Source organism: Paenibacillus sp. EKM10P (assembly GCF_011800655.1).
Lineage (GTDB): Bacteria > Bacillota > Bacilli > Paenibacillales > Paenibacillaceae > Paenibacillus > Paenibacillus polymyxa.
This window is the reverse complement of sequence record NZ_JAALET010000006.1, coordinates 1-15,371: the sequence shown is the minus strand read 5'-3', so window position 1 is coordinate 15,371 and position 15,371 is coordinate 1. Positions and strand designations below refer to the sequence as shown.

Below are 15,371 nucleotides of genomic sequence, written 5' to 3'. Positions count from 1 at the left end.
TTTTTATTTTTATTTTTATTTCTTCAGCTCTGCCAGAGTGTCCTCGATACGAAATTCAAATGCTAACTTCAACTGATCGCTCATCAGGTGCCAGGCACTTTCAGCTACAGCGAGATCCCCGCTATGAGTAAAAGCATGTGCGGCGCCCATATATTTCTTATATGTTACGGGCACATCCGCTTCAATCAGCCGCTTGGCGTACAGCTCAGCTTCCTCAGCCAAGGAGTCTAGCTCGGCCGTTATGATCAGCGCAGGAGGAAGATCATGCAGCGATTCTGCATAAATAGGAGAAACCAACGGATTTCGTGCCTCATCTGGCGAGCGCAAATAGCTTTCATTGAAGATTTTTGCCACGCGAGGTGGGATCGCCTTCTCAAATTGGGGCTTCAGCTTGGGATCTGTAGCAATATCCAGTGATGGGTAATCCAGCACCTGATACACAATTGGGAATTCTTTGCGATCCCGGGCCATAAGACACAGCGCTGCTGCAAGATTACCTCCTGCACTATGTCCGCCGACCGCAATGCGTTGGGGATCGATGTTTAGTACGTCAGGATGCTTGTACACCCATTGGGTCACATCATAACTTTCCTGTAGCGGAATAGGGAATTTATGCTCCGGGGCCAAGCGATAATCGACATTAACGACGACACAATTCGCTCGTTCGGCAATGACCGGGCACCAGGGGTCATCCATTTCAGCGCTGCCCATTATGAATCCGCTACCATGAAAATTGACGAATATAGGGAGTGGATCAGCAGACCGGAGGGAAGGTTCATATACAATTACCCTGGAATCACCTACAGAGGTGGGGACCATTCTCTCAGTCCGATGTACTTTGGGAGCATGCGAAGGCTTAAAATCGGATGCTGTTATCATTCGACCAGCCGATCTGCGGGCAAGTTTGACGAACAGATTTTGTCTCAGTCTTCGCACCATTTGTCTTTCTCCTCTCTGAGGGCGCTAGGGGTGGTTAGACGCGAACCTTTAACATCTTCAAAAGCATCTCGTACGCGTGACAAATAGGTCTGAAACTGGCAGAGTTCCGATTCAGTAAAGTCTGACATCAGACGTGAAGCCAGCCCTATGAAAAAAGGGTCCATCTGCTGGATTTTACTTCTTCCTTTATCATTCAGAGAAACAAAAACTCCCCGCTTGTCATTGGGATCGTCGTATTTATTTATGAATCCTTCTTGCTCAAGAGAAATGACCATAGAACTGATGGCTGCCCGGCTGACACCCATCTTTTCAGCTAACGCTGAAGGAGATGACATTTCATCTCTTTGCGCAGAAAGTACACAAAGTGCAATATATTGCCCATAGGAGAGACCAAACTCACGTGAGCGTTTTTCCATATTTTTTCTTATTTCGTATGTTATAGAAAATAAATCTACCAAAACACCAATCGGTTTATTGCCACCTGGAAATAGGTTATAGGCCAGTTGACGAATTTCGGAGTCCAAAAAAAAGAACATGCGATCCACCTCGATGTAGTTAATTAGTTAACTGTAATTTAATTAACCACTGGTTGCAATGATTTATACAAACTTTGTTCTGCATTTTTTGAAAAAGTATCGGCAAAACGTCACTTCCAGGGTCCGATGCACTGTTCAATACCTTGATCCACAAGAGCTTGGATGGATGGCTGACGCAAGGTACGTCCTTCTTGCCACCGCCACTCACTATATTGAATTTTGGCGGTAAACATGGGCTTCACCCAAAATGCGTCTTGATGCCGATCCGGTTTGTTAATAAAAGGTCGCTCCGATAGAGTATGTGGCATCAGGCGCTCGGTAAGCTGACGCCAATCTCCACGAGTCAGCTTACCTGTACCTACGTGCCCGATATAGCGCAGCATTCCTTGCTTATCATACTGGCCCAGCAATACAGCGTTGATCACACCTCCGTTCAGGGTATAGCCACCGATAACGGCAATGATATCGCCATAATTTTTGACCTTGACCCATCGTCTGTCCTGTCCGCCCAATGTGTAGGGACTATCCAGTTTTTTGCACACAATACCTTCCATTCCTTGGCTGCACATAACCTGAAAAAGAGCCTGTCCATCAGGATGAGCAGGAGCCAGTTGGATCCGTTCATTCGGTATGATGATCTGATGCAGCAGTTCAAGTCTTTCCTGTAACGGTTTGCGATGAACCCATTCCCCATTTAGATATACAATGTCAAACAACATGTAAGTAGCGGGTACGGCTTCATAGGCTGCCTGAATTCGCTCCGTTCGGCGAATCAGATCCCGGCGCATAATTTCATGGAACGACGGTTTACCGTCGGCACCAAGTGCGATCATCTCTCCGTCCAGTATGACTGAATCTGCCCTACAGTAGGAGGAGAAGCGAGCAAGCTCCGGGTACAACAGCGTTCGTTCATGCTGCTTACGATTGAACAGACGCGTGTTGCCCTGGTCGTGATACGTTAAAATTCTTGTACCGTCCCATTTTATTTCGTAACGCCAAGGGCCTGCATCTATAGGGACTTTTTCACTCAGTTCTGGTTCAAACGGGATGACAGGTTTCATTTCCGTACCCAATACAGCACCTCCCTTTACCTTAATTGGAATAAATATAGTGTCGACGATAGTTCTTTTTTTATGTATGTGATGTTTCGCTATCCCCTAAATAGGGGAATGATAAGGATATCTAGCGTGGGTATCAAGTGAATGCAGCGTTCGTTCGCATGGAGTCGTTACGGCATTTCTTTAGTCAGAAGGGGGATTGGTCTCATGAGACAAATTCGCGAGGAGGACCATGCAGTAGTCATGGTGGATGATGGACAGGTAGTTGCAGAAGTAGGTTATAAATCCGTAGATGACCACTCTCTGGTCATTGACCATACATTTGTATCCGAGCAGTTACGGGGTCAAAAAATTGGCAAGGAGCTCATCGACAAAGTTGTTGCTATGGCGAGGGAACAGCATAAAAAGGTGATCCCGGCTTGCTCGTATGCGTTGGCTCTGTTCAAGCGCCATCAGGAATACAGCGACGTCTGGCAGCAATGAATATTGCTATCAAGGCGCGTTATTGCATAGCCGACACAACACCGGAGTGGGGAACGATCCCTTCCCGGTGTTTTTTGTGTGCATAAAGCTTGTAAAATGAATGCATTCTACCGTTGATATTGGGAAGTAAGAGTGGTTCCCAAATCGATGAAGCATATTTTCTGGAGAATGGCTGTGAAATTGTTCATACTGTTGTCACTTCACAGGCTAACTATGAGTTCTATATAATATATTATGGTTATGACCGCAAAAATAACGAAAACCTGAATTTAAACGAAGGAGACGCTCATGATGAATAAAGCGAGTGAGGACAAGCAGTACGTTCCAACGAGCAATCGTAATTTTACAGCCTTGATTATCACCGTTTCCATTATAGCCAATGTGATTATTTTGCTGCTGTTCTTTTCGCCGATCGGATACCAGGGGAGTGTTAGTTTTGATCTCACTATTTTCCCAAGGTTGAATGCGATTTTTAACAGCTTCACATTTATTTTCTTGGTGGCTGCATTGGTTGCGATTTTCAAGAAAAACATTAAGGTGCATAAAACCTTTATTCTGCTGGCCTTCGCCAGTACCGTTTTGTTTTTGTTTTCCTATCTGACTTTCCATTACATTTCACCGGAAACTGCAAAATATGGCGGTGTGGGTATCCTTCGGCCGATTTACTTTACGCTGTTGATTTCGCATAGTATACTCGCGGCGATTATCGTACCGCTGGCGCTATTCACAGTTGTATGGGGATGGACGATGCAGGTAGCAAAACATCGTAAAATTGCCCGTTGGACGATGCCTATTTGGCTATATGTGAGCTTGACTGGAGTTTTGGTGTACGTTTTCATGGCTCCATATTATTAATAGATATGAATCCTCTGCGGGTTGATTTGGCAAACATGGCGTCTCTATTGAAGAGGCGTCTTTTTTGTATCCAATAAAAGAAAAATTATTCCTTCTAAATTTATTTTATTGAAAAAATGTTCCTTCTATAACGGTATTTCTGTTATAATTTACCTTAATTAACTAAGAACAAGGGGGTCACCATGTGACAAAGAAAGCGAAAGGCAGGTTACGGTTGCTTGTATCTATGCTGGCGCTGGTTGTACTGCTGAGCGGCTGCGGTGGCGGAGGCTCAAAGCCGGGAAAGGTAGACGGAGGGAAAGTGACACTCCAATTTTGGACCATTGCGCTACAACCTACATTTACTCCGTATTTTAATCGGGTCATTGCCGATTATGAGCAGAAGAACCCTAATGTCAAAATTGATTGGAAGGATTACCCGTATGATGCAGTGACCAATAAGTTGTTGACGAGTATCGCTAGCAACAGCAGTCCGGATGTAGTTAATCTCAATACGGAATTTGCTAGCCAAATGGGCTCTAAGGGCGCTGTTGTTGATATGAATGAACACTTGTCGCCTGAGGAAAAGGCTGCTTATTTCGAAGGTATTTATAATTCGACTGTTATTAACGGTAAAGCTTATGCACTACCCTGGTATACAGGCACGGAAGTGCTTTACATGAATACAAAGCTAGTTAAAGCTGCTGGATTGGACCCTGCCCATCCGCCCAAAACACGGGAGGAATTGTCAGAATGGGGCCGCCAAATCAATAGAAAAATCGGTAAGGCCGGCTATGCTCAGCAGCTTGTATCCAAGCTTTTTGCGGTTGACGGTATTCCTATCTTAAATAAAGAAAAGACAGCAGCTGCATTCAACACACCAGACGCAGTCACCATGATTGATAATCTAAAAAAACAGATGGAAGATGGTGTCGTGCTCAAGGAAGATGCTGACTTCTCACAGCAAGTGAAATATTATGCCGGAGAGCAGGTTGCCTTCGAGCTGGCTGGCCCAACGTTCATTAATTTTATCAAAACGGCAGCGCCGGACGTATATAAAAATACGATTGCTGTTCCCGTCCCAACCGGCAAAGCTGATTTGCGGCTTTCCAACTCTATGGACCTGGTCGTACCTACCAAGTCTGCACATATAGACGAGGCGGTGAAATTTGCTGTTTTCTTAACAAATGCAGAGAGTCAAACGGCATTTTCTAAAGAGGCCAATACACTACCTTCCACGAAAGAATCGATTAAAGACCCGTATTTTACTCAGTCTGACCAATCATTAGAGGCACAAGCCAAGGTAGTATCTGCACAAAGCTTGGATAAGGCGACAGATTATATGGTCGGTGTGCCTAATGCCAAGGATGTGAACAGCGCGATCGCGCGAGCCTTGCAAAATATTTTATTGAACGGAAGTAATACGAAGGAGACGCTTACTGCCTTGGAGCAGGAAGTGAATGATATTTTAAAGCAATAGGTATGACAGGGGAGTAATGCGAATACTCCCCTGTTCATTTATCAAAATCAGGTGGTGATGCAGCATGATCAAATGGTTGAGGTCGGAGTCCTTTACGGCCTGGGCCTTTATGACGCCGGGACTGTTATTGCTTGCCGTCTTTGTATTTTGGCCTATTATTTACAGCATTCCGCTGGCATTGACGGACTACTCTGTCATATCAGATACCCATTTTGTCGGCCTGGATAATTTTGAAGCAGCGTTTAAGGACCGTAACTTTCTTATTTCGATTTGGAACTCATTGTTGTACGTGCTCATTGTTCCCTTTCTTCAAATATTCTCTATCCTGATGGCTGTGCTGGTGAACAGTCGTATCCCCGGAATTAAAATATTTCGTACGACCTACTACATCCCTGTTGTGACTTCGATGGTAGCTGTGGCCTTAATTTGGAGCTGGCTGTTGGGCAATAACAGCGTAGTGAACTATTTGCTTATACAAGTCGGTTTGATTAGCAAAGACATACACTGGTTATCGGACAGCAATTTAGCCTTGTATGTACTGATGTTCATCACGATGTGGAAGGGACTCGGGTATTATATGATGCTCTATCTGGCAGGATTACAAAACATTCCTCAAGATCTGTACGAAGCCGCTAGGGTGGATGGAGCCAGTCGATGGCGTCTGATTGTTCATATTACACTTCCGCTGCTGAAGCCATACGTTCTGTTTTGTACCCTCATATCGCTCATGTCAGCTATTCGCGTATTTGATGAGGTATATGTGTTAACCAAGGGTGGACCGGGAACGGCCACGTTGACATCCAGCTTGTATATTTTTCAAAAGGGGATGGAGCAGTTTAATTTTGGGTACGCTTCGGCACTTGGCTTAATTGTCGGTGCAATGATTGCGGTACTTAGTATTATTGTATTCCGATTCAATAGGAAAGGCGGTGTCAATCCCTATTGATAAATCTACAGAATGATAAAATGCTACGCTCGTCTCTTCCTAAAAAAGAAAGCAGTCGCATCATGCGTAGTCTTGGTCGAGTAATCAGAATGACGGTAATGTATGTGCTTTTAGTGCTGCTAGCCCTCTTTTTGATGGGACCGTTTCTATGGCTGCTTAGTGTATCCCTCATGCCAGGCCGTAATATTTTTTCAACGCCGCCTGCGATTTTCCCGACCTTTATTGATTTCAACAACTATGTTCAGGTGTGGCAGTTCATGGATTTTCCTAAATATATGCTAAATACGGTCATCATTACGGTGTTGGGCGTTGTGCTCAATGTGGTACTGGCCAGTTTGACGGGGTATCCCTTGGCTGTGTTTCGCTTTAAGGGTAAAAATGTGGTGTTTACGCTGCTGATTGCTACAATGATTATTCCTTCTTACACGGCATTTATTGTGCATTATCTGACCATTCAAGGGCTTCATCTGGGCAATACATATATGGGTGTGGTGTTGCCCGGGGCAGTCTCTGTGTTCAACATTTTTCTAATGCGGCAGACGTTTATTCATATCCCCGCCGATGTGCGTGATTCAGGTAAAATGGATGGCGCTTCGGAGTTTCGAATTTGGTGGCAGCTGGTGCTTCCACTGGTCAAGCCGGCGCTTGCTGTGATTTCTCTGTTGGAGGCCATGTCGTTCTGGAACAGCTTCCTGTGGCCTATCGTTATTCTAAACGATACGGAGCTATACCCGCTGGCAGCTGCACTTACGTATCTCAATGGTCAGTTTGCCTATAATTTTGGCTGGATTGCTGCAGGCACAATGATTTCGGTATTGCCGATCATTATATTGTTCCTGTTCACGCAGCGCTATTATATGGAAGGCTTGGCGGGAGCGGTGAAAGGATAATTCAGAAGTCTCGGCTACGGAGAGCCCGTAAATGGAAGGAGACGATTGCGATGGAACTGTCCAAAAGAATGAGACCTAATTCGGAGGTAGGGCTAATACCACAGGAGGTTCAATATTATTTTCGTGATGTGTATGACAGTGGGGACAAACTGGTTATCGCTGAACCGAACCTGATCTGTGAACTGTCCTCTCGCTTTGCAATGAATCAGGAGTATGAAGGTGTGCTTGACCCCGAGGGACCGATCCGACTCATTGCACCTCCGGGGCCCGGTGTTCCGACTGAAACAAGGGGAAGCGTGCAGTTGATGCTCGAATATGACGGAACGCTTACTGCCGATGGATATCGTTTGGACATTCAGAAGGAAGGGAGAATTGAAATCCATGCATCCAATAAAAGAGGGCTCAAATACGGCATGGATGCCCTGCATCTCCTGCTTCAAGTAGAACAGGAACGATGTACGCTACCGGTGATGTCTATTCGGGATGAGCCCTCCTTTCCGGTCAGAGGAATCATTGAAGGCTTCTACGGGAAACCGTGGAGTTTCACGGATCGGCTGGATGCCGTTCATTTTATGGCTGCGCATCGGATGAACACGTTTATGTACGCTCCCAAGGACGATCCCTATCATCGCGAGCTATGGAGGGAACCGTACCCCGAGGAGATGTTTGCCCAAATCCGCGAATTAAAGGAAGCCTGTGAACGGCACGAGATTGATTTTCACTATTGTATTAGTCCAGGGAATGACCTGAACTTTGGTAGCGCTGAAGATTTTCTCAAATTGACGGAGAAGCTGGCAGCCATGATAACGATAGGCGTACGTCATTTTTCTGTATTAATGGATGATATTGATTACGTCCTTAAAGGGGAAAATCGGCATTTGCTGGGCCGTTCGGGTCACGCTCATGTCTTCTTGACGAACAAGGTTCATACATGGTTGGCTGAGCGGCTGCCTGAATTTACGCTGACAGTCTGTCCATCGGAATATTGGTCCTATTGGGATACCGAATACAAAAAGGATTTCCGGGAGCGATTGCATCCAGATATTAAGGTATTCTGGACGGGATACTTTGTATTTGCTCCACAGATTGGTCGCCAGCATGCTGCCGATAACCATGCATTCTATGGGCATGAGCTGTGGTTATGGGATAACATCCCGGTGAATGATTGTGACCATGATCGGTTATTCCTCGATCCGCTGCGCGGACGGTATTCCGGGCTTCCAGCTTGCGGACATACCGGCATGGTGGCCAACCCAATGAACCAATGGGAGTGCTCCAAGGTGACGCTTATTACGATGTCCCACTATATGTGGAACAGTGAGCGTTATATGCCGGGGCTGTCATGGGAATGGGCTGTGCGGGAGTTAGCGGGGGAGCATGCAGATGAACTGATGTTTTTCTGTCGCCAAAACAAGAACAGCCGACTGGGCGGCAACACGTATGAGGACGTGGACCTTGCCTTGCAAATGCGCGATATCCCTGCGCTGGATATCTACTTCGAGCGGCTGCTTCACGTTGTGAGCGTCCTACAGAATATATCTGCCAATGATGCGGCGGCAGGCTTCGTGGCACAGGCTACGCCTTGGCTGGAACGTGCCAAGTTGGATGTGGACCTGTGGCATGTGCTGCGCCAAGCTGCGCTAGGCAACGAGCGCCAGAACGATGTGCAGTCGCTAGGAAACCTCATGCAGAGCGAAGCAACTGGCGGACAAAAGCCGCCGCCACTGACGGACGAGGACGTGGACGAACTACGACGCGGTATCACGGCTTGCCTAGAAGCAGAGACTCGACTGGGGAGCAATCCAGCGATCCGTGCCGCCGTGCAGTGGGGCTATGTCGATCAGGATGAACAAGGCAAATATCGACTGATCTTGTGAGAAGTGGTGATGGTTAAGAAACAAGACAGCATAGCTGCCTTGAAAATTACCATTTGCCGTTAGAATAACGGTAATTTCCAGGAGAGGTGGAGCGTATGGTGAAGCCAAATACCCGATTACTTTTTGTACCGCTGGATGAGCGGCCCTGCAATTATCAATTTCCTTACTTACTAGCACAGGGCACAGACCTTGAAATGGAGCGCCCTCCATTAGAATGGATGGGACAAAAGAAAATCCCTGGCGATACGACCAGGCTATGGACGTGGCTCGAAGAACGTGCGGCGACTGCTGATGGAGCGATTATTGCGATGGATACGCTGCTGTACGGGGGAATCGTACCCTCCCGGCTACACGGAATGTCGAGTGAGCAGGTCAGGGACAGGGCTAATCGTCTTCGCAGGTTGAAGCAGCTATACCCGCAACTGACTTTGTATGCCTTTCAATTGATTATGCGTTGTCCGCAATACTCTTTGGCTGATGAGGAACCAGACTACTATGCTGATTGGGGTCGTGAAATATTTAGAAAAGGCTTCATTGAGCATCGTCAGGAGCTAGCGATCGCTACCGCAGAAGAGTTGCTGGAATTAGCGGACATCGACGAGCGTTTGCCTATAGAGATTTTGGACGATTATCTAGGGCGTCGCCGTGTGAATTTGGAAGCTAATCAAGTAGCACTGGAACTGGTAGCAGAAGGCGTGATTGATTTTCTGATCATTCCACAGGATGATTCGGCTCCCTACGGCTATACCGCCAAGGATCAACAGCGACTAAGAAGTCGTATTTCCGAGCTTGGGCTGGATTTGAAAGTATACATGTATCCGGGGGCAGACGAAGTGGGTTGTACGTTGCTAGCTCGTTGGGTGAATCGGACGAATCATGTAGTTCCACTGGTATATCCTCGATTGTCTGCTTTGCAGGGGGCGTTCGTAGTCCCGCTTTTTGAGGATCGTTATTTTTACGAAACGTTAAAGTATCAGATTATAGCGGCAGGTGGGCTGATTGCTTCCTCAGCAGCGGAGGCTGATTTGATTTTGCTGGCCAACACACCTGGTGACACGATGGCAGAAGCTTCATCCCAGCAGCATGCGATGGCCGGATATGATGTACATCGGAATCTGGTAGAACTGGTGGAGTACGGTGCTCATATGCAGCATGATGCCGATAAACATATTGCAATTGCTGATGTAGCTTACGCCAACGGCGCCGATCTCAAGCTGCTTAGACTATTGAAGCAAAAAGGACTGCTTTTTAAGCTGGCAGGCTATGCAGGCTGGAATACCAGTTCTAATACGCTCGGTACCGTCATTGCCCAGTCCATGCTTTATGTCCGCTATGGTCCTACGGAGGAGCACCAGGATTTTCTGGGGCTACGCTACGCTGAGGATGCCTGTTATTGCGCTGTAGTACGTACAGCTATGAATAATGGAATTGTGGAGCAGATGGGTTTTAACAAGTTTATGCTCGATGGCTCTAGAGGATCGGTAGCTGCGGTCATTCGCGGACGGCTGGAACAGGCACTCGATGAATATGTGAACGGACCAGAAGGTCGCGTGGAAATTACAGATTGCTACATGCCGTGGAACCGTACCTTTGAAGTTGGATTGACTGTACGGCATTATGACGAGGGGAGGGAGTGATTGCTATGGAGATGGAAGCTATATTATCCAAGGTTCGTCATGGACTGATCGTTTCCTGTCAGGCGCTACCTGGCGAACCGTTGCATGGAGCAGATTTTATGGTCAAAATGGCGCGTGCTGCACAGGAGGGTGGAGCTGTAGCGATTCGTGCCAATGGTGCATCGGATGTACGTGCGATTAAACAGGCGATCCCTCTACCAGTCATTGGTTTGATTAAACGGGATTATGATGATTCTGATGTTTACATTACGCCTACCCTCCGTGAAATGGAGGAACTGGTGGAGGCAGGTGCGGATATCATTGCGCTGGATGCCACATTACGACCGCGCCCAGAGGGGGGCAAGCTGAAGCAACTCATAGATTACGCTCATGAGCACGGAGTCACTTCCATGGCGGATATATCGACACTGGAGGAGGCGCTTCATGCGGCTTCCCTTGGTGTAGGCTGCGTGTCCACGACGTTATCCGGTTATACGTCATATTCTACTCAGATAGATGGTCCGGATCTGGAATTGGTGCGGAGAGCGTCAGAGCTGGTTCCTGTTCCTGTCATTGCAGAGGGCAGAATCCATGATCCGGCACAAGTAGAGGAAGCATTTCGGCTGGGTGCACATGCAGTGGTTGTAGGCTCGGCGATTACTAGACCCCAATTGATTACGCAGCGGTTTGCCGATGCCGCAAGGAAGGCAGTGAAATGCATCTATGGAGATGAACGACCGAATTAACACGTATTATCCTTCATTAACGAAATCGGAGCAAAAAGTCGCTTTGTGCGTACTGGAGTGCCCCGCTGACATCATATATTTCTCCGTGACGGAGCTGGCTGACTTTGCAGGTACAGGCGAAACGACGGTTATGCGTTTTTGTCGGAAAATTGGTTTTAAAGGGTATCAGGATTTCCGACTGTCGCTGGCACAAAACCAGACTTATCGAAAAACCGATATGAGCGAGGAGAACATCGACCCAGATCACGAACATGATATTACCCGCACGGTGTATCACAATATGCTCGATATTTTGCACTCCAGCATGGGGCTCTTGGACCGTTCGGAGCTTAGTCGTGCGATAGCGTGTCTCGATCAAGCGGGTTATGTTCAATTTTTCGGTGTAGGTGCATCGGGAATTTCCGCACAGGATGCTAAAAACCGATTCTTGCGGATTGGGCGGCGCGCCGAGGCTGTGGCAGACGGACATATTCAGTCTATGATGGCCGTGTCCATGAGTCATGGTGATGTCGCTATTGGCATCAGTGTATCAGGAAGTACACTGGATACTAACGACATGCTGCACAAGGCCAAGCAGAACGGAGCAACAGTTATCGCAATTACGAATTATGCAAAATCACCTATTACCTCCATTGCAGATATTGTTTTACTGACCGCAGGGAAGGAAGCTCCGATAGAAGGCGGTTCAATCGGCGCCAAAATCTCGCAGCTATTCGTGATTGATCTCATCTGCGAAGGACTTGCTCGCAAGCACACAAGTCACACCAAACAGATGAAGGAAAAAACAGCGAGAGCGGTGATTGAACGAAGTTATTGAAATTCTGCGATTGCGGATTGGAATAGGGCACGCTCCGACAGTTCATCATATTTTTCTATCTATAGAAGGTTTGTGCTAAGAGCTCGTAAGCTTTTATGTGGGGAACAAGGAGGATATGGTGGTGGCAGTTGCATTGAACAAAGTCATTGGGATCGACATTGGAGGAACTTCCGTAAAGGCCGCCATAGTGGCGCGGGATGGATCGGTACTTGATGAAATTCGAATGGATACAGATGCCACACGTGGGCGTGAATGGGTGTTGTCGCGTGTGTCTGAGGCTGTATTCGGACTGATGCGTTCATTTGGAGATACCAGTGTGAGTACCCCTATAGGTATAGGCGCTTTAGGTATTGCTACTGCTGGCAGAGTGAACGTGGAGAGCGGTGAAGTTGTGTACGCCACAGATAACCTGCCTGGCTGGCAGGGGACATCCTTGGTGGAGTGGGCTAAAGAAAAGTTGGCTCTACGTGCGGTTACTGATAATGATGCGAACGCTGCGTTACTTGGAGAAGCGTGGCAGGGGGCCGGGAAGGGCAAACAGCGCTTGGTCATGCTCACCTTGGGAACAGGGGTCGGAGGCGCGTATATGGAAAATGGTCTCTTGTGTAGAGGGGCTCACTGGAGCGGCGGCGATTGGGGGCACAGTATTTTATTTCCCGGAGGTCACCCTTGTAATTGCGGGAAAAAGGGATGTGCCGAGCAATACGTATCAGGTAGTGCCCTGTTACGTCGAGGCAGTGAATACACCGGAAAATTGTACCGTTCGGGGAACGAGATTGTGACAGAGGCCGCTCACGGCAATCTGAAGACAATTCAGGCGCTGGATGACTACACGGCAGATTTGGCTGTGCTTCTGGCTAATATTTCGGTGACCCTCGATCCTGAGTTGATCATTGTTGGGGGAGGAGTAGCGGATGCGGGAGAGGTATGGTGGCCCTTGCTCGAAAAGCATTTGTACCAACTGGGAGTTCAAACAGAAGTAAGTCGGGCAATGTTGGGCAATCGCGCTGGATTCATAGGCGCTGCTAGACTAGCTTTTGAAGTGATGAAATCTTAGTACAAAAATGAAAGGGGAACGAACCATGACGCAAAAACGGCTTGATGCCGATGTTGTTGTGATTGGCGGAGGTCTGGGAGGGACATCGGCAGCCCTTGCGGCGGCGAAAGCTGGTATGAGAGTCATCATGACAGAGGAGACGGACTGGCTGGGAGGGCAATTAACTTCACAGGCTGTTCCCCCAGATGAGCACCGATGGATCGAACAGTTTGGTTGCACAGCAACATATCGTCAGTTCCGTAATCGTGTACGCGAGTATTACCGTCAGAACTATCCGTTAACCGAAGAAGCCTACAATGATCCGATTCTTAATCCTGGGAACGGCTGGGTAAGTCGTCTGGCCCATGAACCACGGGTAGCTCTACAGGTGCTTGAGGATATGCTTGCTCCTTATTTAAATACGGGACGCGTTCGTGTATATTATCACACCGTGCCTATTGCTGCTCAAACAGATGGAGATTGTATTACTTCTGTTACCGTCCGTACCTCGCATAACCCTGATCATAAGAGTGGCCTCAGAGTGCTGCATGGAACGTTTTATCTGGATGCCACAGAGTGTGGTGATCTCCTTCCCATGGCGGGTGTGGAGCATACGAGTGGAGCGGAGGCACGGGCTGCAACGGGGGAGCCTCACGCACTGGAGTGTGCTAATCCTCTTGATATGCAATCTATCACACATGTGGCTGCTGTAGACTATATCCCCCAGGAAAGCTTCATTATAGAGCGACCGCAGCAATACGATTTCTGGAGAAATTATATCCCGTCATTTTCCCGTTTTCCGATTTTGAGCTGGTTTGCTACAGATGCAGATGATACCAGTAAGCTAAAACAGTTCACATTATTCCCTAACGATCAGGGTATTGTATCCTTATGGGATTATCGTCGTATCGTAGATCCCTCCATATGGAGCGAACCGCTAAACGATGGCGAGGTTACTCTTTTAAACTGGGCGCAAAATGATTATTACCTAGGACCATTGATCGGCGTCACCGCTCAGGAGCAGGCAAAACATCGCGAAGGAGCGCGTGAGTTGACCCGTTCATTAATATATTGGCTTCAAACTGAAGCTCCCCGCTTAGATGGAGGTTTCGGCTATCCAGGAATTCGACCAAGGGGTGATTTTCTTGGGACTTCTGACGGGCTGGCTAAAACGGCTTATATTCGCGAGTCGCGTAGGATTAAGGCCAGGTATACGATCTCAGAGTTTGATGTAAGTCGTGAGCTTCGGGGTAAGGAGGGACCCAAACGGTATTCAGACAGTGTAGGTGTGGGCAGCTATCATTTAGATCTTCATCCGACTACGGTATCTCAGCGAACCTTTTATATCCCTAACTATCCTTATGAAATTCCATTGGGTTCACTGATTCCTGTGAGAGTTCGTAATTTACTTCCTGCTTGCAAAAATATAGGGATGACTCAAATAGCCAATGGTTGCTACCGGCTGCATCCTACAGAATGGAATATAGGAGAAGCGTCGGGAAGCTTGGCGGCTTACTGTGTCTCCAACGGAGTATATCCTTTTGAAGTGAGTCGGTCAGAAGAACATCTTGGACGTTTTCAAAATATTCTTCTTCGCCAAGGTGTGGAGCTGCACTGGCCAGCAGAGGTGTTCGAACCAGAGGGAGTCACCAGCTAGTGAGGGGGCAGCTAGCCCCTTGACTGATTTAACGTAGCAGAAAATGAGTGGATTTATTCATAAAATAAAAAAATGAAGAAAGTGCTTGCTAAGTTGCTTGGATATGTGATATATTATTTGGGCTGACAACAAAACAGCCGTTTCAAAAGAGAATAAGCAGGGTGAAATGATCTTCGAAAAAAAAGAAAAAAATAACCCTTGCAATTTTGGAATGAACATGATATGATCTTATAGCTGCTGAAAAACGCAGTGAAAAAGAATTTGATCTTTGAAAACTGAACAACGAGTGAGTAAACTGATTTTGTTCGCGAAATCAAACAAAGAGATATTTTATCTCGTCAGTTTCAAAATGAGCTAATCGCTCTTTCTATATTGTTTCATCTTCGGTTCTTCTCATTGGAGTGGATGAAGATGAAACAGGTTGACGTTACTTTGTAACGTCTTTAATGGAGAGTT

Annotated in this window: 14 protein-coding genes; 11 read left to right on the top strand and 3 right to left on the bottom strand. The window is 47.2% G+C overall.

Annotation, left to right across the window (positions count from 1 at the left end):
• Positions 1 to 15: 15 nt before the first annotated feature.
• The 3 genes from HFE01_RS15905 to HFE01_RS15895 all read right to left on the bottom strand — a co-directional run bounded on the left by HFE01_RS15905 (position 16) and on the right by HFE01_RS15895 (position 2,548).
• Positions 16 to 939, bottom strand: a complete 924-nt coding sequence (locus HFE01_RS15905) for an alpha/beta hydrolase (RefSeq protein ID WP_107734482.1) — start codon at positions 937 to 939, stop codon at positions 16 to 18.
• Complete coding sequence (locus HFE01_RS15900; protein WP_016820242.1) at positions 924 to 1,475, bottom strand: MarR family winged helix-turn-helix transcriptional regulator; 552 nt, start codon at positions 1,473 to 1,475, stop codon at positions 924 to 926. The genes HFE01_RS15905 and HFE01_RS15900 overlap by 16 nt, the downstream gene beginning before the upstream one ends.
• Positions 1,476 to 1,585: 110 nt before the next feature.
• Positions 1,586 to 2,548, bottom strand: coding sequence for an ATP-dependent DNA ligase (locus HFE01_RS15895; protein WP_019685886.1), 963 nt, complete (start codon positions 2,546 to 2,548; stop codon positions 1,586 to 1,588).
• A 192-nt stretch (positions 2,549 to 2,740) separates the two neighbouring features.
• Between HFE01_RS15895 and HFE01_RS15890 the strand changes: the two genes are divergently transcribed.
• The 11 genes from HFE01_RS15890 (at position 2,741) to HFE01_RS15840 (ending at position 14,915) form a co-directional block, all read left to right on the top strand.
• Positions 2,741 to 3,016, top strand: coding sequence for a GNAT family N-acetyltransferase (locus HFE01_RS15890; RefSeq protein ID WP_013369011.1), 276 nt, complete (start codon positions 2,741 to 2,743; stop codon positions 3,014 to 3,016).
• 291 nt (positions 3,017 to 3,307) lie between these two features.
• Entirely contained in the window at positions 3,308 to 3,871 is a 564-nt protein-coding gene (locus tag HFE01_RS15885) for a DUF420 domain-containing protein (RefSeq protein WP_017425709.1), read from the top strand.
• A 184-nt stretch (positions 3,872 to 4,055) separates the two neighbouring features.
• Positions 4,056 to 5,330 (top strand): ABC transporter substrate-binding protein, encoded by a 1,275-nt coding sequence (locus HFE01_RS15880; RefSeq protein ID WP_107734483.1) that lies wholly within the window; start codon positions 4,056 to 4,058, stop codon positions 5,328 to 5,330.
• A gap of 64 nt (positions 5,331 to 5,394) precedes the next feature.
• Complete coding sequence (locus HFE01_RS15875; protein WP_016820245.1) at positions 5,395 to 6,276, top strand: carbohydrate ABC transporter permease; 882 nt, start codon at positions 5,395 to 5,397, stop codon at positions 6,274 to 6,276.
• On the top strand, positions 6,276 to 7,166 hold the full coding sequence (locus HFE01_RS15870; RefSeq protein WP_016820246.1) for a carbohydrate ABC transporter permease: 891 nt from the start codon (positions 6,276 to 6,278) through the stop codon (positions 7,164 to 7,166). The genes HFE01_RS15875 and HFE01_RS15870 overlap by 1 nt, the downstream gene beginning before the upstream one ends.
• Before the next feature lie 50 nt (positions 7,167 to 7,216).
• Complete coding sequence (locus HFE01_RS15865; RefSeq protein ID WP_107734484.1) at positions 7,217 to 9,043, top strand: protein O-GlcNAcase; 1,827 nt, start codon at positions 7,217 to 7,219, stop codon at positions 9,041 to 9,043.
• A 95-nt stretch (positions 9,044 to 9,138) separates the two neighbouring features.
• A complete protein-coding gene (locus HFE01_RS15860; RefSeq protein WP_107734485.1) occupies positions 9,139 to 10,680 on the top strand; it encodes a DUF4127 family protein in 1,542 nt (513 codons plus the stop codon).
• 5 nt (positions 10,681 to 10,685) lie between these two features.
• The gene (locus tag HFE01_RS15855; RefSeq protein WP_107734486.1) at positions 10,686 to 11,405 is read left to right on the top strand and encodes an N-acetylmannosamine-6-phosphate 2-epimerase; all 720 of its coding nucleotides are present in this window, start codon (positions 10,686 to 10,688) and stop codon (positions 11,403 to 11,405) included.
• Positions 11,383 to 12,222, top strand: a complete 840-nt coding sequence (locus HFE01_RS15850; RefSeq protein WP_107734487.1) for a MurR/RpiR family transcriptional regulator — start codon at positions 11,383 to 11,385, stop codon at positions 12,220 to 12,222. Before HFE01_RS15855 ends, HFE01_RS15850 begins: the two co-directional genes overlap by 23 nt.
• A 115-nt stretch (positions 12,223 to 12,337) precedes the next feature.
• On the top strand, positions 12,338 to 13,279 hold the full coding sequence (locus HFE01_RS15845) for an ROK family protein (protein ID WP_107734488.1): 942 nt from the start codon (positions 12,338 to 12,340) through the stop codon (positions 13,277 to 13,279).
• A gap of 25 nt (positions 13,280 to 13,304) precedes the next feature.
• On the top strand, positions 13,305 to 14,915 hold the full coding sequence (locus HFE01_RS15840; RefSeq protein ID WP_167438549.1) for an FAD-dependent oxidoreductase: 1,611 nt from the start codon (positions 13,305 to 13,307) through the stop codon (positions 14,913 to 14,915).
• The last annotated feature ends 456 nt before the right edge of the window (positions 14,916 to 15,371 follow it).